The organism is Zavarzinia sp. (genome assembly GCF_049306435.1).
Taxonomy (GTDB): Bacteria; Pseudomonadota; Alphaproteobacteria; order Zavarziniales; family Zavarziniaceae; genus Zavarzinia.
Genome location: NZ_JBAQRT010000151.1, coordinates 1 through 19,897, shown reverse-complemented (window position 1 = coordinate 19,897; position 19,897 = coordinate 1). Strand labels below are relative to the sequence as shown.

Here is a 19,897-nt window from a genome sequence, read left to right as displayed (position 1 = left end):
CTCCTCCAAGGAGGAGAGGGAGAATGCCCCGCTTACATCTTGTCGGTGACCGCGTGGGTCCAGGCGCCGACAGGCGCCTTGGTGATCACGGGGTCGGAGCCGCCGGTCATGATGGTCTTCACCGTCCGCTCGTAGTCGGCCGGGTCGAGGACGCCGGTCGAGCCTTCGGTGAGCTTGTTCACCTCGTCCATCATGGTCTTCTGGTGGCCTTCGGTCTGGGCGCCGGTCGCGTCATTGTCGAGCACGATCTTCACCGCCTCGTCCGGATGCGCCCGGGCATAGTCCCAACCCTTCATCGAGGCCTTGACGAATTTCGCCATGGTCTCGACGAACTTCGGATCGGCCAGCTTGGCTTCGAGGACATAGAGACCGTCTTCGAGGGTGGCGACGCCCTGATCCTCGTATTTGAAGACGACGAGGTCATCCGGCTTCACCCCGGCCTCGATCACCTGCCAATATTCATTGTAGGTCATGGTCGAGATGCAGTCGGCCTGCTTCTGCAGCAGGGGATCGACGTTGAAGCCCTGCTTCAGGACGGTGACGCCCTTGGCCCCGCCCTCGGTCGCAATGCCCAGTTTCGACATCCACGACAGGAAGGGATATTCGTTGCCGAAGAACCAGACCCCCAGGGTCTTGCCCGGGAAATCGGCCGGCGACTTGATGCCCGTTTCCTTGCGACAGGTCAGCATCATGCCCGAGCGCTTGTAGGGCTGGGCGATGTTGACGAGGGGCACGCCCTTCTCGCGCGAGGCGAGGGCGGAGGGCATCCAGTCAACGACGACATCGGCGCCGCCGCCCGCGATCACCTGCGGCGGGGCGATGTCGGGGCCGCCCGGGTTGATGGTGACGTCGAGCCCGGCTTCCTCGTAGAAGCCCTTGTCCTTGGCGACGTAATAGCCGGCGAACTGGGCCTGGGTCACCCACTTCAGCTGAAGCGTGACCTTGTCGGCCGCCTGCGCGGCGAAGGCGCCAAGGCTGACGGCCATCAGGGCCGCACCTGCGATCAGTCTCTTCATGCCCCTAAACTCCCCTGTTAACGCTGCCGCAAAGAAGGATGCCAGAAGGTCACGCGCCGCTCGGCGAGGGCGACGGCCCCGTAGAAGAGCGAGCCCGCCACCGCCGCCAGCACGATTTCCGCCCAGACCATGTCGAGATTCATGCGCCCGACCTCGGTCGAGATGCGAAAGCCCATGCCGACGATGGGCGTGCCGAAGAACTCCGCCACGATCGCACCGATCAGGGCGAGGGTCGAATTGATCTTCAGCGCGTTGAAGATGAAGGGCATGGCCGCCGGCAGGCGCAGCGCCAGCAGACTCTGGCCCCAGGTCGCGGCATAGGTGCCGAGCAATTCCCGCTCCTGATGGCCGGCGGCGGCAAGGCCGGCGACCGTGTTCACCAGCATGGGGAAGAAGGTCATGATGACGACGACCGCCGCCTTGGACGGCCAGTCGAAGCCGAACCACATGACCATGATCGGCGCGACGCCGACGATGGGCAGGGCCGAGGCAAGATTGCCCAGCGGCAGCAGTCCCCGTTGCAGGAAGGGCACCCGGTCGGCGATCAGGGCGACGAGAAAGCCCGAGCCGCAGCCGAGCAGATAGCCGATCAGCACCGCCTGCAGGAAGGTCTGGCGGAAATCGGCCAGCAGGATATCGGCCGAGCCGAAGATGCGGGCGACGATCATGGAGGGCGGCGGCAGCAGGACCTGCGGCACGCCGAAGCCGATCGTCACCGCCTGCCACAGGAACACGATCCACAGGCCGAACAGCACCGGCACCGAAAGATCGGCCAGCCGCTGCCGGCGCCCGTCGGCGAGCCGCGCATTGGCGAGCAGCGCCAGCCCCCGCCAGCCGATCAGGGAAAGGGCCAGAAGCGACAGCGCATAACCCGCCCCGGCCTCGCCCCCCGTATGGGCATCGAGCATGGCGAGGGCGCCGAGGAAGGCGATGCCGAGGAACAGCAGGGCGGGGCGAAGCCCGCTCATGGCCGCGCCCCCATCAGGCGGGCGACCTGCCGCTCGATCCCGCCCATCAGCGCGACGAGCAGCGCCGCCATCAGGGCGGCGGTGACGAGGGCCGACCAGATCTGGATGGTCTGCCCATAGTAGGAACCGGCAAGCAGCCGCGCGCCGAGGCCGGCCTGCGCCCCCGTCGGCAATTCGGCGATGATGGCGCCGACGAGACTGATCGAGATCGCGACCTTCAGCCCGGCGAAGAGGAAGGGCAGCGCCGTCGGCCAGCGCAGGTAGAAGAAGGTCTGGCGCGCGCTGGCGCTATAGGTCCGCATCAGGTCGAGTTGCAGGAGATCGGGCGCCCGCAAGCCCTTGACCATGCCGATGGCGACCGGAAAGAAGCAGAGATAGGTCGAGATCACCGCCTTGGGGATCAGGCCCTTCAGGCCGATGGCGCCCAGCACCACGATGACCATGGGCGCGACCGCGAGAATGGGAATGGTCTGCGAGGCGATGATCCAGGGCATCAGGCTCTTTTCCAGCACCCGGACATGGACGATACCGACCGCGAGCAGGATGCCGAGCAGCGTGCCGGCGGCAAAGCCGAGCAGGGTCGACGACAGGGTGACCCAGCCATGGAACACCAGGCTGCGCTTGGAGGTCACGCCGGTTTCGACAATGGTCTTCCACATTTCCGCCAGCACCTGATGGGGCGCGGGCAACAGCGGCCGTTCCTGCGCCCAGGTGCCGGCGACGAGATCGGAAAAGCCCCAGTCGGTGCCGGCCCGGGCGAAGGCGTCGATCTGCAGATCGGCGTTCAGCCACACCGCGCCCACGTACCACAGCACGAGAAGCGCGAGCCCGATCACGGCGACCGGCCCGGCATGGCCGGCCAAGAGGCGCGTGATCGGTGTGGTTTTCGCCGCCGCCATCGCCCTCAATCCTCGTAGGCGTGGCCGGCGCGCAGACCCTCGCGCACCCGGTGGGCGATCTTCAGGAATTCCGGCGTCTCGCGGATGTCGAGGCTGCGGTCCCGAGGAAAATCGGTCTCGATCACGTCGATGATGCGGCCCGGCCGGGGCGACATGACGACGATCTTCGACGACAGGAATACCGCCTCGGGGATCGAATGGGTGACGAAGACCACGGTTTTTTCCGTCTTGTCCCACAGGCGCAGCAATTGCTCGTTCAGATGATCGCGCACGATCTCGTCCAGCGCCCCGAACGGCTCGTCCATCAAAAGAAGGTCCGGCTCGAACGACAGCGCCCGCGCGATGGAGGCCCGCTGCTGCATCCCGCCCGACAACTGCCAGGGAAATTTCCGCTCGAACCCGCCGAGGTTGACGAGGTCGAGATATTTCCGCGCCCGCGCCTGTCGCTCCGCCCTGGGCATGCCCATGATCTCGAGGGGAAGCGTCACGTTCCGCTCGATATTCCGCCAGGGATAGAGCGCGGGGGCCTGGAAGACGTAACCATAGGCGCGCTGCAGCCGGGCTTCCTCCGGCGACAGGCCATTGATCGCGATGCTGCCGCCGGTCGACTTTTCGAGATCGGCGATCACGCGCAGCAAGGTGGTCTTGCCGCAGCCCGACGGCCCGATGAAGGAGACGAATTCGCCGCGCCTTATCGTCAGATCGACATTGGACAGGGCATAGACCGGCCCATCCTTCGTCGCGAAGGTCAGGGACAGGCCCCGGATATCGACAACCTTGGCCGCCATCGCCACGTCCTCCGCCCGAGGCGCGGTCAATTCACCTGGCCCGCTTTTTCCAGAATGGCGCGCAGCAGCACCTGGCCACCGGCCGAGACCCATTCGGGCGTCGCATCCTCGATCTCGTTGTGGGATATGCCGTCGATGCAGGGGATGAACACCATGGCCGTAGGCGCCACCCGGGCCAGATAGCAGGCATCGTGCCCGGCGCCCGAGACCATGTCGCGGGCGGTGAAACCATGTTCGGCCACGCCCTTGCGCACCGCCTCGATACACGCGTCGTCGAAATGGACCGGGGCGTAATAGAAGATCTGGTCGATCTCGACCCCGAGGCCGATTTCGTCGCAGATCTTCGTCACGCCGTCGCGCATCGCCTTGTCCATCTCGGCCAGGGTCGCGTCCTCCGGGTGGCGGAAGTCGATGGTCATGAAGACCTTGCCGGGGATGACGTTCCGGGAATTGGGATAGACCTGCATCATGCCGACGGTCGCGCAGGCGCGGGGCGCGAACTGGTGACCGATGCGGTTCACGAGATCGACGATGCGGGCGGCGCCCAGCAGGGCGTCCTTGCGCCGTGTCATCGGCGTCGGGCCGGCATGGCTCTCGACCCCGGTGATATTCAATTCGTACCAGCGCTGGCCTTGCGCGTCGGTGACGACGCCGATGGTCTTGCCTTCCGCTTCCAGGATCGGGCCCTGTTCGATATGGGCCTCGAAATAGGCATGGACCGGGCGGCCCACCGGAGCATCGCCGGCATAGCCGATGCGGGCCAGTTCCTCGCCCATGGTCTTGCCGTCGGGATCGGCGCGGCTCAGACCGTAGTCGAGGTCGAACACCCCGGCGAAGACGCCGGAGGCCACCATGGCCGGGGCGAAGCGCGAACCTTCCTCGTTGGTCCAGACCGCGACCTCGACCGGGTGTTCGGTCTCGAGGCCGAGGTCGTTCAGGCTGCGCACCACCTCGAGCCCGGCGAGCACGCCATAGACACCGTCGAAACGCCCGCCCGTGGGCTGGCTGTCGAGGTGGGAGCCGGTGACGACGGGGGCGAGGTCGTTGTTCCGGCCGGGCCGCCGGGCGAAGATATTGCCCATGCGGTCGACCGTGATGCTGCAGCCTGCGGCCCGGCACCAGTCGACGAAGAGGTCCCGGCCGGCCTTGTCGACATCGGTCAGGGCGAGGCGACAGACGCCGCCCTTCGGGGTCGCGCCGATCTTCGCCATGTCCATCAGGCTCTGCCACAGGCGGTCGCCATTGATCGAAAGATTGCGCTGCTCGCTCATGCCCCTGACCCCGACCATCAAACCGAACCTGACCGTTTGGTCAGATCAGTATCGAACCCGCCCATGGCGGCAATCAACAAATTTTAAGCACCCTTTTGGTCGCACGGCCAGCGCCGCCCAAGGATTGGGCAGCGCCGCGCCATCCCCTCATTCCGCCGCCTTGCGGTTTGGGTTGTTCGGGTGGGTCGTCCAGTTGCTGTAGCCGTGGCCGACCTCCCGCCCGGTGCGGGGATCGATGCCGGCGATCGGCTCCATGGTGATGCAATCCTCGATCGGGCAGACGCTGGCGCAGAGGTTGCAGCCGACGCATTCCTCGTCGATCACCTCGAACCTGCGCTTGCCGTCGACCATCGCGGTGATCGCCTGATGCGACGTGTCCTCGCAGGCGATGTGGCAACGGCCGCAGGAAATGCATTTGTCCTGGTCGATACGCGCCTTCACCGCGTAGTCGAGGTTCAGATATTGCCAGTCGGTGACATTGGGGATGGCCCCGCCGACGAAATCCGCGGTCGACGTATAGCCCCTGCCGTCCATCCATTCGGACAGGCCGGTGATCATCTCCTCGACGATGCGAAAGCCATAGACCATGGCGGCGGTGCAGACCTGCACATTGCCGGCGCCCAGGGTCATGAATTCCGCCGCGTCACGCCAGGTGGTGACGCCGCCGATCCCCGAGATCGGCAGGCCCCGTGTCTCGGCGTCGCGGGCGATTTCCGCCACCATGTTCATGGCGATGGGCTTCACCGCCGGGCCGCAATAGCCGCCATGGGTGCCCTTGCCATCCGTGGAGGGCGAAATGGTCATGGCGTCGAGATCGACGCCGATGATCGAATTGATCGTGTTGATCAGCGAGACCGCGTCGGCGCCGCCCCGCTTCGCCGCCCGCGCCGGGGCGCGGATGTCGCTGATGTTGGGGGTCAGCTTCACGATGACCGGCATCCGGCTGTGCTGCTTGCACCAGCGGGTGACCATCTCGACATAATCCGGCACCTGGCCGACGGCGGAGCCCATGCCGCGTTCCGACATGCCATGCGGGCAGCCGAAATTCAGCTCGACGCCATCGGCCTCGGTGTCCTCCACCTGTTTGAGGATGGCTTTCCACGCCTCCTCCTCGCAGGGGACCATGAGGGAGACGACGAGGGCGCGGTCCTTCCAGTCGCGCTTCACCTGCTTGATTTCCCGCAGGTTCAGCTCCAGCGGCCTATCGGTGATCAGCTCGATATTGTTGAAGCCGATCACCCGGCGGTCGGCGCCATGCAGGGCGCCGTAACGCGGGCCGTTCACATTGACGACGGGCGGCCCCGCCTCGCCCAGGGTCTTCCAGACGACACCGCCCCAGCCGGCCTCATAGGCACGGATGACGTTATAGGCCTTGTCGGTCGGCGGCGCCGAGGCCAGCCAGAACGGGTTGGGCGACTTGATGCCGGCGAAAGTGGTGGTCAGATCGGCCATGGCCTCGTCTCCCGTCAGGCGCGCAGATAGCTGTCGATGGACAGGGCGGCGATCTTGCCGTCCTCGACGGCCGTCACGGTCAGGTCCTGGCCGCCGGCCACGCAGTCGCCCCCGGCGAAGACCCCGGGCAGCGAGGTCGCCCGCCCCTCGTCGACCGCGATCCGCCCGCCTTCGAGGGCAAGGGTCGAGGCGCCGTCGCCCGCGAGGAACCTCTGCCCCACCGCCTTGAACACCTGATCGGCCGGGATCGTACAGGTTTCATCCCGTCCGTCGGCATAGGTGAATTCGACCGCCGTCACCTTGTCCGCTTCGCCCAGGATCGCCTTGGGCCGCAGCCCGGTCTTGATGCGGACATCGCGGCCGCGCGCCACCTCCCGCTCGTAGGGACTGGCCTTCATGGCGCTTTCCGCCCCGCGGTAAACGATGGTGACGTCTTCGGCGCCCAGCAATCTCGCCTGCACCGCGACGTCGATCGCGGTCATGCCGCCGCCGATCACCACCACCCGGCGGCCGACCGGCGCAGGCACGCCCTGGCGCAGCGCGGCGATGAAACCCACCGCGTCCTCCACCCCAGGCAAATCCTCACCCGGGATGCCGATCGCGTTCACCCCGCCCAGCCCCATGCCGAGGAAGACCGCGTCGAACTGGCTGCGCAACAGGTCGAGGCTGATGTCCCGGCCGAGGCGCGTGTCGTGTTTCACCTCGATCCCGCCGACGCCGAGAATGTAATCGACCTCGCGCGCGGCGATGCCGCCCGCCGCCTTGTAGGCGGCGATGCCATATTCGTTGAGGCCGCCGGATTTCGCCCGCCCCTCGAAGATCGTGACCGCATGGCCGAGCCGGGCGAGGGCATGAGCGCAGGCGAGGCCCGCCGGCCCGGCGCCGACGATGGCCACCCTTTTGCCCGTGGGCGCACCGGCGGCATAGAGCTGGCGGCCGTCGTCGAGCAGGGCATCGGTCGCGTGGCGTTGCAGCAGGCCGATGGTGACCGGCTTGTCCTCCGCCGTGTTGCGCACGCAAGCCTGTTCGCACAATTGTTCGGTCGGGCAGACGCGGGCGCACATGGCGCCCATGATGTTCTGGTCGAGGATGGTCTGTGCCGCGCCCAGCGCGTTGCCGGTCGAGATCTGGCGGATGAACAGGGGAATGTCGATCGAGGTCGGGCAGGCGGTGGTACAGGGCGCGTCATAGCAGTAATAACAGCGCTCCGCCTCCACCCTCGCCTGATGGCCGGTCAGCGGCGTGTGAAGATCGAATTCGATGGGCGAGGCATTCGCCCCCTTGGGACAAGCGCCCCCGACCTGTTCCGCCATCGCCATGGAACGCCCTTCCCTTGTAAGCCTTGTGTTTTCAGCTCACCAAAACCTGATCAAATGGTCAAGTTTTATGATCGGCAAAGGTCATCATTTTTCGCGAGGGGAAAACTCAGCCGGTGGCCAGAATGCGCGCCAGCCGGTTGTGCCGCTCGATCACCAGCGGCAGGTCGAGGCTGGCCAGTTGCCCGTCCCGCACCACCACCTTGCCATTGACGACGGAGAGGGCCGCCCGTTCGGGCGCGCAGAAGACGAGGGCGGCGACGGGATCGTGCAGGGCGCCGGCGAAGCCGACCCCCGACAGATCGAAGGCGACGAAATCCGCCGCCATGCCGGGGGCGAGGGCGCCGATATCGTCCCGGTTCAGTACCCGGGCCCCGCCCAGGGTGGCGATTTCCAACGCTTCCCGCGCGGTCATGGCGGCGGGGCCGAAGCCGACCCTGGCCAGCAGCAGGGCCTGACGCACCTCGCCCAGCATGTTGCCACCATCGTTGGAGGCGGAGCCGTCGACGCCGAGGCCGACGCAGACGCCCCGGTCCCGCATCTTGCGGATGGGCGCGATGCCCGAAGCGAGGCGCATGTTGGAACAGGGGCAATGGGCGACGCCCGTGCCGGTGCGGGCGAAGAGGTCGATGCCGGCATCGTCGAGCTGGACACAATGGGCGTGCCAGACATCGGGCCCGACCCAGCCCAGATCCTCGGCATATTCCGCAGGGGTCATGCCGAAATTCTCGCGGCTATAGGCGATGTCGTTCACATTCTCGGCCAGATGGGTGTGCAGCGAGACGCCGTAGGCCCGCGCCAGTTTCGCCGCTTCCCGCATCAGGTCGCGGCTGACCGAGAAGGGCGAGCAGGGCGCGACCGCGATCCGCAGCATCGAGAAGCGGGCGGGATCGTGCCAGGTCTCGATCAGGCGGGCGGCATCCTTCAGGATCGCCCCCTCCTCCTCGACGACGCTGTCCGGCGGCAATCCGCCCTTGGAGACACCGACGCTCATGGCGCCGCGACAGGCGTGGAAGCGCATCCCGATATCCATCGCCGCCTCGATCGAATCCTCCAGCCGGCAACCATTCGGATAGATATAGAGGTGATCGCTCGAGGTCGTGCAGCCGGAGAGCAGCAACTCCGCCATGGCCAGCCGGGTCGAGACCCGGATCATCTCCGGCGTCAGCCTGGCCCACAGCGGATAGAGGCTGGTGAGCCAGCCGAAAAGCTCGGCGTCCTGCGCCCCCGGCACCACCCGCGTCAGGCTCTGATACATATGGTGATGGGTGTTCACCAGGCCGGGGATAAGGATGTGTCCAGCGAGGTCGATCACTTCGTCCGCCGTGGCCGGCAATTCATCGGTCGGGCCGACGGCGGTGATGCGGCCGTCTTCGGCGAACAACCCGCCCCCCGCGATCTCCCTTCGTGCCGGATCCATGGTCACGAGGACATTTGCGTTCCGGATCAGCAGGGTTTTCGCCATGAAATTACAAACTCCATACGACTTTGGTCAAAATCATGCAGGGATGCACCAGAGCCATGCGATAGCGCAATGTGCGCTGGCGCCGTGTCCGCGCTAACTACGGCAAGGGCCGTACCCAGCGCGGCCCGTCCAGTACGCATGGAGCATGGCATGGTCAGCGATCGTATCAGAATGGCGAGCCTCCGGGACAAGATCGTCTCGGCCGAGGAAGCGGCGAGCTACATCAAGGACGGCATGGTCGTCGGCATGAGCGGCTTCACCCGCGCGGGCGAAGCCAAGGCGGTGCCCATGGCCCTGGCGGATCGCGCCCGGCGGGAGCCGATGAAGATCACCCTGATGACCGGCGCCTCGCTCGGCAATGATCTCGACAAGACCATGGCCGAGGCCCATCTCCTGTCGCGCCGGATGCCGTTCCAGTCCGACCCTGCCCTTCGCCGCGAAATCAACGACGGCGAGGTGATGTTCATCGATCAGCATCTGTCCGAGACGGTGGAGTTGCTGCGCTCGCGCCAGATCCGGCCGATCGATGTCGCGGTGATCGAGGCGATCGCCATCACCGAGAGCGGCGGCATCGTGCCGACGACCTCGGTCGGCAATTCGGCGACCTTCGCCATCCTGGCGGAAAAGGTCATCGTCGAGATCAACGTGAACCAGACCATGGCGCTTGAAGGCGTGCACGACATCTATATCCCGTCGCGCCGGCCGCACCGCCAGCCGATCCCCATCACCAACCCGGACGACCGGCCGGGGCTCGGCTATATCCCGGTCGATCCGGCCAAGATCGTCGCCATCGTCGAGACCGGCAAGAAGGACTCGACCTCCAACATCCTCGACCCGGACGACGAGACCGAGGCCATCGCCCGCCACCTGACCCGTTTCTTCGAGGGCGAGGTCGCCGCCGGCCGTCTCGGCCTGTCGCTCCAGCCGCTGCAGGCCGGCATCGGCACCATCGCCAACGCCGTGCTGCACGGTTTCATCGACAGTCCGTTCAAGGACCTGACGATGTATTCCGAGGTGTTGCAGGATAGCACCTTCGACCTCATCGACGCCGGCAAGATGCTCTTCGCCTCGGGCTCCTCGATCACCCTGTCCAAGGCGCGGGACGAGGCGGTGATGCCGAATTTCGCCCGCTACCGCGACAAGCTGGTGCTGCGGCCGCAGGAAATCTCCAACCATCCGGAAGTCATCCGCCGCCTCGGCATCATCGCCATCAACACGGCGCTGGAAGCCGATATCTATGGCAATGTGAATTCCACCCATGTGAACGGCACGCATATCATGAACGGCATCGGCGGCTCGGGCGATTTCGCCCGCAACGCCTATCTGTCGGTCTTCGTCACCAAGTCGATCGCCAAGGGCGGCGCGATCTCGTCGATCGTGCCCTTCGTCTCCCATGTCGATCACTGCGAACACGACGTCGACCTGATCGTGACCGAGCAGGGCCTCGCCGATCTGCGCGGCCTCGCCCCGCGCGAGCGGGCGAAGCTGATCATCGAGAATTGTACCCATCCCGATTACCGCCCGGCCCTGCAGGCCTATTACGACGAGGCGGTGAAGCGCGGCGGCCAGACCCCCCATTGCCTGGAAAAGGTCTTCGCCTGGCACCTCGCCTACAAGGACAAGGGCACGATGAAGGCGGCGTTCTGAACGCCGCCTTCGACGATCAGTAGCGGCCGATGGTGACGCGGCCTTCGGCGAGAATGTCCTCGTTGCCGTCGACCGCCTTCACCACGGCGAAGTAACCATGGTCATTGCCGCCGGAACAGGGCGGCAGATAGCCGGGCCTTGCATAGCTGCCGGTGGCCCGGTTCTTCTGCGCGATCCGAACGCCCGGGGGCATGTCCCGGCTCTCCCCCGGGACGGCGGGCAGCACGGCCGCGCCCGGGCCGGCGGTAAAGGCGATGATGCCGTGGCCGCCGTCATAGGACAGGTCGTAATAGTCGTCGTCGTTGAATTCGACCAGCACCTCGACGGTGCCGGCGGGCAGGCCCTCGACCTTGAGGGCCGGGGTCATCGGCGACTGGCCGCCGAATTTGGTGCATTGCTGGCCGGCGGGGATCTTGTCCCCGGTCCAGGCCGGATCGGCCAGCGAAACGCTCAATGGCGCCGTCTCGGCCCGGGGCTCCCCCACCCGTGGCAACCCCGCCAGCGCAAGCCCCGCGACGACCGTGAAGACCGTTTTCATGGGCGAACTCATGATCCCCCTCCCCTTCAATCGCGGGATCATGGTGCGGGTGGCGGCGGCGCTCGTCCACCCCCGAAATCAGGCATCGAGCTCAAATATGCGCGGCGAAGGCGAAGGCTTCGGGGCGCTTGATCTCGATCTCGACGAAGGCCATGGGCGCGGCGCCGCCGTTCATCACATCGTGGCGCACGCCCGCCGGGCGCTGATAGGTGTCGCCCGCCTTGCGCGGCAGGTCGTTCACCCGCTCGCCGTCATGAACCCGCATGGTGCCATCGGTGATCATGACGACGAAATAGGGCCAGCCATGCTCGTGCCAGCCGGTCACGGCGCCGGGCGCGAAGTCCCAGCGCGTGATCCGCACATTCTCATCCTCGGTCTGCAAGGTCGGCACGGCCGGGATATCGCATTTGAAGGCCATGGGATCAGGCCAGCGCCGTGATGGCGTCGTTGATCGCGTTCATCAGCCCGTCGATATCCTGCTGGGTCGAGATGAAGGGCGGCGCGAGCTGGATCGTGTCGCCGCCGTAACGCACATAATAACCCGCGTCCCAGCATTTCATCGAGATCTGATAGGGCCGAAGCGCCGGCGCGCCCGGCGCCGCCTCGATCTGCAACGCACCGGCGAGGCCGAAGTTGCGGATGTCGGTGATGTATTTCAGGCCCTTCAACCCGTGGATCGCTTCCTCGAAATAGGCGGCGAGCTGGCGCGCGCGCTCCGGGATGCGGTCCTTCTCGAAAATCTCCATGGCGGCGAGGCCGGCGGCGCAGGCCACGGGATGCCCCGAATAGGTGTAACCATGGGGGAATTCGACCAGATAGTCCGGCCCGCCCGCCGCCATGAAAGTGTCGTAAATCTCCTTGGTGGCGATGACCGCGCCCATGGGCACGGTGCCATTGGTCAGGCCCTTGGCGACATTCATGATGTCGGGCGTCACACCAAAGGCATCGGCGCCGAAATTATAGCCGGTGCGGCCGAAACCCGTGATCACCTCGTCGAAGATCAGCAGGATGCCGTGCTTGTCGCAGAGCTGGCGCAGGCGCTGGAGATAGCCCTTGGGCGGCACCACGACACCGGCGGAACCCGAGAAGGGCTCGACGATCACGGCCGCGATGTTGGAGGCATCATGCAGGGCGACGATTTCCTCGAGCGCGTCGGCCAGTTGCACGCCGCCCGTCTCCGGCAGGCCCTTCGAGAAGGCGTTTTCCGGCAGCAGCGTGTGGGGAAGGTGATCGGTATCGAGCAGCGTGCCATAGAGCTTGCGGTTGCCGCCGATGCCGCCGAGGCTCATGCCGCCGAAGTTGACGCCGTGATAGCCCTTGGCCCGGCCGATCAGCTTGGTCTTGGTCGGCTGCCCCTTCAGCCGCCAATAGGCCCGCGCCATCTTCAGCGAGGTGTCGGCGGATTCCGACCCCGAGCCGGTGAAGAAGACATAATCGAGCCCGTCCGGCGTCAGGCTGGCGACCTTGTTGGCGAGCTGGAAGGCGCCCGGATGGCTGAACTGGAAGCCGGGGCCGAAATCGAGTTCCGAGATCTGGCGCGACACCGCGTCGACGATTTCCTTGCGGCGGTGCCCCGAACCCGTGCACCACAGGCCCGACAGGCTGTCGTAGATCCGGCGGCCTTGCGCATCGGTGTAATGGCAGCCATCGGCCGCCGTGATCATGCGCGGATTGTCCTTGAACTCGCGGTTGGCGGTATAGGGCATCCAATAGGCTTCGAGGTCGTCGCGGGACATCCCCGCGGCCTTGACCGGATCGAACAGCGTCATCACGGAACTCCATGGCGGTTGCCTTCAGGATGCGCCCTGGCTTACGCTCGTCAAATCCTCAAGTATTTTCATTCAGTTCAAGGATCGTTGACCCATGGCGCGAAAGCGGGCAGCGGCCCTGCCCCCGGTCGGCGATATCGAGATCCGCCTGCTGCGCATTTTCCACGCGGTGGTCGAATGCGGCGGCTTCACTGCGGCGGAGGTCGAGCTGAACATCGGCCGCGCCGCCATTTCCATGCATATGGCCGACCTCGAGAAACGCCTGGGCCTGCGCCTGTGCAGCCGGGGTCGGGCCGGCTTTGCCCTGACCGAGGAAGGGCGGCAGGTCCATGAGGCGTGCCTGCGCCTGTTCTCGGCGCTGGAGAATTTCCGGGGCGAGGTCGATACGCTGCACGCCCGGCTGCGCGGCCCGCTCGACATCGGCATCATCGACAATCTGGTGACCATGCCCCGGATGCAGGTGACCGATGCCCTGGCCGCCCTCAAGACCCAGGGGCCGGACGTCCGGGTGAACATCCGCATGATCCCGCCCGGCGATATCGAGCGCGGCGTCCTCGACGGTAGCCTGCATGTCGGGGTGACCCCGGCGCTGCGCATCCTGCCCGGCCTCGATTACCGCCCGCTCTATGGCGAGGATTCGCTGCTCTACTGCGGCGCCGGCCATCCGCTTTTCGCCCTGGCCGATGGCGCCATCAGCGACGAGATGATCGAAAAGGCCGAGGCGGTGGCGCCGACCTATGCCCAGACCCTGGAAGCCCGCGCCCTGCACCGACCCTTGCGCACGACGGGCACGGCGACCGACCGCGAAGGCGTCGCCTTCCTGATCCTGACCGGGCTCTATATCGGCTATCTGCCGACCCATTACGCCCAACTCTGGGTCGACCAGGGGCGGATGCGGGCCCTGCGGCCGGACGACTACCGCTATGTCACCGAATTCCGCATCGTGACCCGGAAGGGCGGCCGGCCCAACCTGATCCTGAAGACCTATCTGGACCTTCTCTGGCGCCCGGCGGCCGAGCCCGTGGTTGCATGGCGAAAGCCGCCCCCCTAAACTGACGACCTTCGGTTGCCGTGGGGGAAGACGTGGCGCAGATCAGCAATTATCGCGGCATCCTGTCCGGCTATACCCTGAGCGCGCCTTACGGCGAGCTGACGCCGGGCCGCTCCGCCATCGTCACCTTCGCTTTTCCGACGGTGATTCCGGCCCATGTCGCCGCCGAGTCCAGCGCCGCCGCCATTGCCTCCTGGCGCGCCTTCACCGCGACCGAAGCCTCCGCCGCCCGGGCCGCGCTTCAGGTCTGGGCCGATGTCAGCGGCCTGACCTTCGTCGAGGTCAAGGGCGGCGACGCCGACATCCTGTTCAACAAGATGGATTTCGACCTGACCGATGCGAGCGATGCCGCCGCCTATGCCTATTATCCGCTGATCTATGACACCGGCGATGGCACGCTGACGTCGGAGGCGATCGGCAGCGATGTCTTCCTCAACACCGATCTCGTCTTCAGCGCGAGCGAATTGAAGCACGTCCTGCTGCATGAGATCGGCCATGCCATCGGCCTGAAGCACCCCTTCGACACCGAGGACGGCAATCCCGACACGCTCACCGCGGCGACCGACGACGGCGCCCACACGGTGATGACCTATAACGACTATTTCCCCCGGCTCGGCAGCTTCGATCCGCAGGCGGCCCAGGCGATGTATGGCGTCACGGATGCGGCCAATCTTGCGTCCTGGTCCTGGAATGCCACCACGAGGGTTCTGACCCAGACCGGCACCGCCGCCGCCAATACGATCTATGGCACGGCCACCCTCGACATGATCAACGGCGGCGCCGGCGACGACGAACTCCAGGGCTTTGGCGGTAGTGACACGTTGCAGGGCGGCAGCGGCAACGACAGGCTGTTCGGCGGTGATGGCGACGACCTGTTCCCACGCCCGGCCGGCGGCGACGTGATCGACGGCGGTGACGGCCTCGACGCCCTCGATCTTTCCGGCGTGACGACCGCCATTACCATGACGCCCCTGTTCGACGCCGACTATCGTTACGCGATCACCTTTGGTTCGGAGCTGATCCGGATTTTCTCGGTCGAGGACATCAGGGGCGGCTCGAGCACGGATACGCTCGGCGCCTACAGCCACGCGGGCTACGATGGCGGTTTCTCGCTTTTCGGCAATGGTGGCAACGACAAGCTGGTGGTCAGCCTGGGCAACGACCGGCTGGATGGCGGTAGCGGCACCGATACCGCGTTCCTCGACAGTGCCTCCAGCGCCGCGGTGGTCAACCTTGCCTCGACAGCGGCGCAGCGCGTGGGCAGCAGCCGCGACAGTTTCCTCAATATCGAGAATCTCGTCGGGACCGCCTATAACGACACGCTGACCGGCACGGACGCCAAGAACAGTTTCTTCGGCGGCAATGGGGTCGACAAGCTTTCGGGTGGTGGCGGCGTCGACAGGCTCGACGGTGGCGACGGCAACGACCGTCTGACCGGCGGCGAGGGGCGCGATATCTTCGTCTGGGGCGCCGATACGTCAGCCCGCCTCTACATCGGCGACAAGGACACGATCACCGATTTCGGGCATGACATCGACCGCATCGACCTGCGCGGCATCAACATCAACGAAGGTTATGGCGGCGCGGCCGACAATTTCACCTGGATCGGCGATCAGGCCCTGACCGGCGCCGCTGGCGAATTGCACTACCGCTACAGCAGCGGCAACACCCTGGTCGAAGGCACGCTGCATTCCTCCAGCGAGCGCTTCACCATCGTTCTGACCGGGATCGTCACCCTCGACCGGGGCGACTTCATCCTGGCCTGAAGTTCAGCGGGCTAAGAGCGCGGCAACCGCGTCCGCGTCGATCGCCGGCACCACCCGGCCCTTGCGCCCTTCCATGGTCTCCGCCGCCAGCATGGCATTGACCACCGCCTCCTCGACGCTCTCGACCACCGCCATGTAGAGCGGATCGAGATCGTCGTTGGTCACGGCCTGGAGCGACAGCAAGGGCGGCTCCGGCAAAGGCCCCGGATCGTTGGCGGTCGAGAAGGCGAGGAAGATATCGCCCGATGAATTGCCCGACGGCGTGCCGTTCCGGCCGATGCCGATGGCGGCGCGGCGGGCCATGCGCTCCAGCTGGCCGGGCAGCAGCGGCGCGTCCGTGCCGATGATGGCGATGATCGAGCCGGTCTCCTTCGACCAGATCGGCTCGGGCGGCAACACCTCGCCCACCCGGACGCCGCAGATTTCCAGCCAGGGCCCCCGGCCGTGATTGGCCTGGACGAGGACGCCGACCGTGTAGCTGCCGGCCCGCACCGTCACGAGGCGCGAGGCGGTGCCGGTACCGCCCTTGTATTCATAGGTGATCATGCCGGTGCCGCCGCCGACATTGCCTTCCGCGACCGGCCCGGTGGAGGCCGCGTCGATCGCGGCCATGGCATGGGCTTCCGTCACATGCAGCCCGCAGAGATCATTCAGCCAGCCGTCGTAAGTCTCCCCCACCACGGGCAGCAACCAGAGGCCATCCGCCTGCTCGGGGAAACGCTGCATCATCCAGCGGATGAGACCGTGGTGGACGATGCCGATGGACGCCGTGTTGGTGATGGCGATCGGCCCCGAGGCCCAGCCGCCATCCCGCACCCAATGACTGCCGGTCAATTCGCCATTGCCGTTCATGGAAAACACCCCGGCCCAGACGGGATGCAGCAGGTCACCCACGGGCCGGGGCAGGATCGCCGTGACACCCGTATGGATATGCAAATCGGGATCGTTCAGCGTGGTGAAACCGACGGCGACGCCCGGCACGTCGGTGATCGCATTCAGCGGCCCGGTCACGCCCCGGAAGGGCAGGCCCAGCCCCCGGCCGCGCCGGCGGCCGTTCGGTGAATGGGTGATCGGGTCCAGCGGCGACATGTCGACTCTCCGAGGCAGAAGGCCCCGCATTGAAGCCCGAAGCGGCCCCGCTTTGCTAGTCCCAGTGCCGCGCCGCGCCCAGGGCCGCCGCCATGAAATCGATGAAGACGCGGACGCGGGGCGCCAGCAGCCGGGCGGACGGATAGACGGCCTGGATCGCGGCGGCGGGGGCGCGCCAGTCGTTCAGCAAAGGCACGAGGCGGCCGGCGTCGATATCCTCGGCCACGTCCCAGATCGATTTCAGCACGATGCCGGCCCCGGCGAGGGCCGCGGCATGGGCGACCTCGCCGTCATTGGCGATCACGGCGGCGTCGAGCGGAATGGTGACCTGCTCCCCGCCGCCGACCGGATCGAGGCGGATCGCGGTGGGCGCCGGATCACCCATCAGGATCACCCGGTGACGCAGCAGATCGGCGGGCGCCAGCGGCGCGCCGAAACGGGCGAGATAGGCGGGCGCGGCGCAGAGCACGCGGCGGTTGGGGGCGAGCTGGCGCATGACCAGGCTGGAATCCGGCAGGCTGGCCTGGCGGATCGCGACATCGATCCCTTCCTTCACCAGGTCGAGTACCGCATCGGTGACGATCACCTGCACCCGAAGGCGCGGATAAAGTTCGGCGAGGGCGGCCAGGCGGGGGGCGATCTGGCGCCGGCCGAAGGCGGCGGTACAGGTGACGCGCAGCAACCCTTCGACGGCGCCCTTGCGCGCCTGCACCGACTCCTCCGCCTCGGCGACATCGGCGAGGATGCGGCGGCAGCGTTCGAGAAACACCGCGCCCTCGTCGGTCAGGCTGAGGCGCCTCGTGGTGCGGTTCAACAGGCGCGTGCCCAGCCGCGCTTCCAGCCGGGCCAGCCGCTTGGACACGACCGCCAGCGACAGGCCAAGGCCGCGCCCGGCGGCGGACAGGCTGCCTTGCTCGACGCAGGCGGCGAAAATGCTGATGTCCGTCAGGCTTTCCAGCGGTCCCATTCTCAACCCATAGGCAAGAGTGAATTGCCGTTGGCGATTATTCTCAACATTTCCAGAAAGGTCCATCGTCACGCCACGTCAACCAATGGAAACCCCACATGTTTGATCTCTCTGGACAATCCGTGCTCGTCATCGGCGGCAGTTCCGGCATCGGCCGGGCAACCGCCGAGGCCGCCAAGTCGCTGGGCGCCGCTGTCACCATCGCCGCCCGCAACCCGGAAAAGCTGGCGGCCGTGGCGGCGGAGCTCGGCGTCGCCGGCGCCCCGCTCGACACGACCGACAATGCCGCGGTCGAAGCCTTCTTCGCTTCGGCGCCCGTCTTCGATCATGTCGTCGTCAGCGCGGCGGCGACGAAGTCCGGCCCTGTCCGCGTGCTGCCGCTGGAGGCGGCGCGGGCGGCGATGGAATCCAAATTCTGGGGCGCCTATCATGTCGCCCGGTCGGCCAGGATCGCGCCCCATGGCTCCCTCACCTTCATCACCGGCTATCTGAGCCAGCGGCCGAGCGCGGCGGCGACCACCCAGGGCGCGATCAACGCGGCGCTGGAAGCGCTGGCCCGGGGCCTCGCCCTCGAACTCGCGCCCGTCCGGGTCAACGCCGTCTCGCCCGGGCTGGTCGATACGCCGGTCTGGTCCGGCCTCGCGCCCGAGGCGAAGGCGGCGATGTTCGCCCAGGCGGCGGCCCGCCTGCCCGCCCGGATCACCGGCAAGCCCGAACATATCGCCCTGCAGGTGATCGCGGCCCTGCTCAATCCCTATATGACCGGCACCACCAGTTTCATCGACGGCGGCGGCCTGATCGCCTGACGGAGGAAAAACCCATGCATATTGACCTGACCGGCAAGACCGCGCTCGTTTCCGGCTCGACCGCCGGCATCGGCAAGGCCATCGCCACCGGCCTCGCCGCCAGCGGCGCCCGTGTCGCCATCAACGGCCGTGGCGCGTCCCGCGTCGACGCCGCCATCGCCGACATCGCGAAGGCGGTCCCGGGCGCGCAGCTGATCGCGGCCCCCGGCGACGTCTCGACCGCCGAGGGTGTCGCCGAGGTGCTGGCCGCCGTGCCCAAGGTGGATATCCTCGTCAACAACACCGGCATTTTCGAGCCTTCGGGCTTCTTCGACATCTCGGACGACGACTGGCGCCGTTTCTTCGACGTGAATGTCCTGTCGGGCGTTCGGCTGGCGCGGGCCTATATGCCCGGGATGCTCTCGGCGAACTGGGGACGGATCGTCTTCATTTCCTCGGAATCGGCGCTGCATATCCCGCCCGAGATGATCCACTACGGCGTCAGCAAGACGGCGCAGCTAGCGGTCGCGCGCGGCCTCGCGGAATTGACCGCGGGCACCGGCGTCACGGTGAATTCGGTCCTGCCCGGGCCTACCCGCTCGGACGGGGTCGAGGATTTCCTGCAGTCGATGGCGGCGGGGGCCGGCCAGTCGGTCGACGAGTTCGCCGCCGGCTTCGTTCGCCAGCTGCGGCCGACCTCGCTCCTCCAGCGCTTCGCCACGGTCGAGGAAGTCGCCAACATGGTGGTCTATGCCTGCTCGCCCCAGGCCTCCGCCACCAATGGCGCGGCGCTGCGGGTCGAGGGCGGCATCGTGCGCACCATCGCCTGAGCATCGCGCGCGACATAGTCCGTCAGCGCCCGGCCCAGGACCTCGAAGACGGCGGCGATGCGCCGGCTGGCCCGCAGGTCCTCGTGACAGACGAGCCAGACCGGCAGCATCGGCCGGAACAGGTCGGGCAGCACGGGCACGAGCCCGGCTGCCGCCCATATGCGCTAAGTTAAGGTCTGAAGTTTACGTTTTCGGTGTGCTTCGAAGAGCTGCCTTTCAATTTTCCGGATGCTGCCGGCGAGGCGGTGCAGGGAGATGGCGCCGAGGACGTGCTGACGGA

Annotated in this window: 19 protein-coding genes; 5 read left to right on the top strand and 14 right to left on the bottom strand. The window is 66.6% G+C overall.

What is annotated here, in order from left to right; all coding sequences use genetic code 11:
* Positions 1-32: 32 nt before the first annotated feature.
* The 8 genes from WAZ62_RS08315 to WAZ62_RS08280 form a co-directional block, all read right to left on the bottom strand.
* The gene (locus WAZ62_RS08315) at positions 33-1,016 is read right to left on the bottom strand and encodes an ABC transporter substrate-binding protein (RefSeq protein WP_422643055.1); all 984 of its coding nucleotides are present in this window, start codon (positions 1,014-1,016) and stop codon (positions 33-35) included.
* A 17-nt stretch (positions 1,017-1,033) separates the two neighbouring features.
* Positions 1,034-1,984 (bottom strand): ABC transporter permease, encoded by a 951-nt coding sequence (locus WAZ62_RS08310; protein ID WP_422643054.1) that lies wholly within the window; start codon positions 1,982-1,984, stop codon positions 1,034-1,036.
* Positions 1,981-2,883, bottom strand: a complete 903-nt coding sequence (locus tag WAZ62_RS08305; RefSeq protein WP_422643053.1) for an ABC transporter permease — start codon at positions 2,881-2,883, stop codon at positions 1,981-1,983. Before WAZ62_RS08305 ends, WAZ62_RS08310 begins: the two co-directional genes overlap by 4 nt.
* A gap of 5 nt (positions 2,884-2,888) precedes the next feature.
* A complete protein-coding gene (locus tag WAZ62_RS08300) occupies positions 2,889-3,671 on the bottom strand; it encodes an ABC transporter ATP-binding protein (RefSeq protein WP_422643052.1) in 783 nt (260 codons plus the stop codon).
* A 26-nt stretch (positions 3,672-3,697) separates the two neighbouring features.
* The gene (locus WAZ62_RS08295) at positions 3,698-4,942 is read right to left on the bottom strand and encodes a Zn-dependent hydrolase (protein WP_422643051.1); all 1,245 of its coding nucleotides are present in this window, start codon (positions 4,940-4,942) and stop codon (positions 3,698-3,700) included.
* A gap of 147 nt (positions 4,943-5,089) precedes the next feature.
* Entirely contained in the window at positions 5,090-6,394 is a 1,305-nt protein-coding gene (gene preA, locus WAZ62_RS08290) for an NAD-dependent dihydropyrimidine dehydrogenase subunit PreA (protein WP_422643050.1), read from the bottom strand.
* Between the two features lie 14 nt (positions 6,395-6,408).
* Positions 6,409-7,713, bottom strand: coding sequence for an NAD(P)-dependent oxidoreductase (locus tag WAZ62_RS08285; protein ID WP_422643049.1), 1,305 nt, complete (start codon positions 7,711-7,713; stop codon positions 6,409-6,411).
* 106 nt (positions 7,714-7,819) lie between these two features.
* Positions 7,820-9,175 (bottom strand): 8-oxoguanine deaminase, encoded by a 1,356-nt coding sequence (locus WAZ62_RS08280; protein WP_422643048.1) that lies wholly within the window; start codon positions 9,173-9,175, stop codon positions 7,820-7,822.
* Positions 9,176-9,325: 150 nt separating this feature from the next.
* Between WAZ62_RS08280 and WAZ62_RS08275 the strand changes: the two genes are divergently transcribed.
* Entirely contained in the window at positions 9,326-10,822 is a 1,497-nt protein-coding gene (locus WAZ62_RS08275; protein WP_422643047.1) for an acetyl-CoA hydrolase/transferase family protein, read from the top strand.
* Positions 10,823-10,838: 16 nt separating this feature from the next.
* Here the strand turns inward: WAZ62_RS08275 and WAZ62_RS08270 are convergent, their stop codons facing one another.
* The 3 genes from WAZ62_RS08270 to WAZ62_RS08260 form a co-directional block, all read right to left on the bottom strand.
* Positions 10,839-11,360, bottom strand: coding sequence for a hypothetical protein (locus WAZ62_RS08270; RefSeq protein ID WP_422643046.1), 522 nt, complete (start codon positions 11,358-11,360; stop codon positions 10,839-10,841).
* A gap of 91 nt (positions 11,361-11,451) precedes the next feature.
* Positions 11,452-11,778: a cupin domain-containing protein gene (locus WAZ62_RS08265; RefSeq protein WP_422643045.1), complete on the bottom strand. Its 327-nt coding sequence runs from the start codon at positions 11,776-11,778 to the stop codon at positions 11,452-11,454.
* Positions 11,779-11,782: 4 nt separating this feature from the next.
* Positions 11,783-13,129, bottom strand: coding sequence for an aspartate aminotransferase family protein (locus tag WAZ62_RS08260; protein ID WP_422643044.1), 1,347 nt, complete (start codon positions 13,127-13,129; stop codon positions 11,783-11,785).
* A gap of 94 nt (positions 13,130-13,223) precedes the next feature.
* Here WAZ62_RS08260 and WAZ62_RS08255 point away from each other — a divergent pair, with 94 nt between their 5' ends.
* Positions 13,224-14,180, top strand: coding sequence for a LysR family transcriptional regulator (locus tag WAZ62_RS08255; protein WP_422643043.1), 957 nt, complete (start codon positions 13,224-13,226; stop codon positions 14,178-14,180).
* Between the two features lie 32 nt (positions 14,181-14,212).
* Complete coding sequence (locus tag WAZ62_RS08250) at positions 14,213-15,946, top strand: matrixin family metalloprotease (protein ID WP_422643042.1); 1,734 nt, start codon at positions 14,213-14,215, stop codon at positions 15,944-15,946.
* A gap of 3 nt (positions 15,947-15,949) precedes the next feature.
* Here the strand turns inward: WAZ62_RS08250 and WAZ62_RS08245 are convergent, their stop codons facing one another.
* Together WAZ62_RS08245 and WAZ62_RS08240 are read right to left on the bottom strand one after the other, a co-directional pair.
* Complete coding sequence (locus tag WAZ62_RS08245; RefSeq protein WP_422643041.1) at positions 15,950-17,035, bottom strand: P1 family peptidase; 1,086 nt, start codon at positions 17,033-17,035, stop codon at positions 15,950-15,952.
* Between the two features lie 55 nt (positions 17,036-17,090).
* Positions 17,091-18,002 carry a LysR family transcriptional regulator gene (locus WAZ62_RS08240; protein WP_422643040.1) on the bottom strand — a complete coding sequence of 304 codons (912 nt, stop codon included), beginning with the start codon at positions 18,000-18,002 and terminating at the stop codon, positions 17,091-17,093.
* 98 nt (positions 18,003-18,100) lie between these two features.
* Here WAZ62_RS08240 and WAZ62_RS08235 point away from each other — a divergent pair, with 98 nt between their 5' ends.
* Together WAZ62_RS08235 and WAZ62_RS08230 are read left to right on the top strand one after the other, a co-directional pair.
* Positions 18,101-18,808 (top strand): SDR family oxidoreductase, encoded by a 708-nt coding sequence (locus WAZ62_RS08235; RefSeq protein WP_422643039.1) that lies wholly within the window; start codon positions 18,101-18,103, stop codon positions 18,806-18,808.
* Between the two features lie 14 nt (positions 18,809-18,822).
* Positions 18,823-19,617, top strand: a complete 795-nt coding sequence (locus WAZ62_RS08230; RefSeq protein ID WP_422643038.1) for an SDR family NAD(P)-dependent oxidoreductase — start codon at positions 18,823-18,825, stop codon at positions 19,615-19,617.
* On the opposite strand, the gene WAZ62_RS08225 is transcribed toward WAZ62_RS08230, so the two are convergent.
* Positions 19,536-19,757, bottom strand: coding sequence for a hypothetical protein (locus WAZ62_RS08225; RefSeq protein ID WP_422643037.1), 222 nt, complete (start codon positions 19,755-19,757; stop codon positions 19,536-19,538). The two genes, WAZ62_RS08230 and WAZ62_RS08225, sit on opposite strands and share 82 nt — an antisense overlap.
* Positions 19,758-19,897 lie beyond the last annotated feature (140 nt).

Bases quoted from the DNA above. Each gene is read 5' to 3' on its own strand.
- WAZ62_RS08280 (WP_422643048.1), bottom strand. From the start codon at position 9,175: ATGGCGAAAACCCTGCTGATCCGGAACGCAAATGTCCTCGTGACCATG.
- WAZ62_RS08310 (WP_422643054.1), bottom strand. From the start codon at position 1,984: ATGAGCGGGCTTCGCCCCGCCCTGCTGTTCCTCGGCATCGCCTTCCTC.
- WAZ62_RS08260 (WP_422643044.1), bottom strand. From the start codon at position 13,129: ATGACGCTGTTCGATCCGGTCAAGGCCGCGGGGATGTCCCGCGACGAC.
- WAZ62_RS08315 (WP_422643055.1), bottom strand. From the start codon at position 1,016: ATGAAGAGACTGATCGCAGGTGCGGCCCTGATGGCCGTCAGCCTTGGC.
- WAZ62_RS08255 (WP_422643043.1), top strand. From the start codon at position 13,224: ATGGCGCGAAAGCGGGCAGCGGCCCTGCCCCCGGTCGGCGATATCGAG.
- preA (WP_422643050.1), bottom strand. From the start codon at position 6,394: ATGGCCGATCTGACCACCACTTTCGCCGGCATCAAGTCGCCCAACCCG.
- WAZ62_RS08235 (WP_422643039.1), top strand. From the start codon at position 18,101: ATGTTTGATCTCTCTGGACAATCCGTGCTCGTCATCGGCGGCAGTTCC.
- WAZ62_RS08240 (WP_422643040.1), bottom strand. From the start codon at position 18,002: ATGGGACCGCTGGAAAGCCTGACGGACATCAGCATTTTCGCCGCCTGC.
- WAZ62_RS08275 (WP_422643047.1), top strand. From the start codon at position 9,326: ATGGTCAGCGATCGTATCAGAATGGCGAGCCTCCGGGACAAGATCGTC.
- WAZ62_RS08295 (WP_422643051.1), bottom strand. From the start codon at position 4,942: ATGAGCGAGCAGCGCAATCTTTCGATCAATGGCGACCGCCTGTGGCAG.
- WAZ62_RS08300 (WP_422643052.1), bottom strand. From the start codon at position 3,671: ATGGCGGCCAAGGTTGTCGATATCCGGGGCCTGTCCCTGACCTTCGCG.
- WAZ62_RS08265 (WP_422643045.1), bottom strand. From the start codon at position 11,778: ATGGCCTTCAAATGCGATATCCCGGCCGTGCCGACCTTGCAGACCGAG.
- WAZ62_RS08285 (WP_422643049.1), bottom strand. From the start codon at position 7,713: ATGGCGATGGCGGAACAGGTCGGGGGCGCTTGTCCCAAGGGGGCGAAT.
- WAZ62_RS08305 (WP_422643053.1), bottom strand. From the start codon at position 2,883: ATGGCGGCGGCGAAAACCACACCGATCACGCGCCTCTTGGCCGGCCAT.
- WAZ62_RS08245 (WP_422643041.1), bottom strand. From the start codon at position 17,035: ATGTCGCCGCTGGACCCGATCACCCATTCACCGAACGGCCGCCGGCGC.
- WAZ62_RS08230 (WP_422643038.1), top strand. From the start codon at position 18,823: ATGCATATTGACCTGACCGGCAAGACCGCGCTCGTTTCCGGCTCGACC.
- WAZ62_RS08270 (WP_422643046.1), bottom strand. From the start codon at position 11,360: ATGAAAACGGTCTTCACGGTCGTCGCGGGGCTTGCGCTGGCGGGGTTG.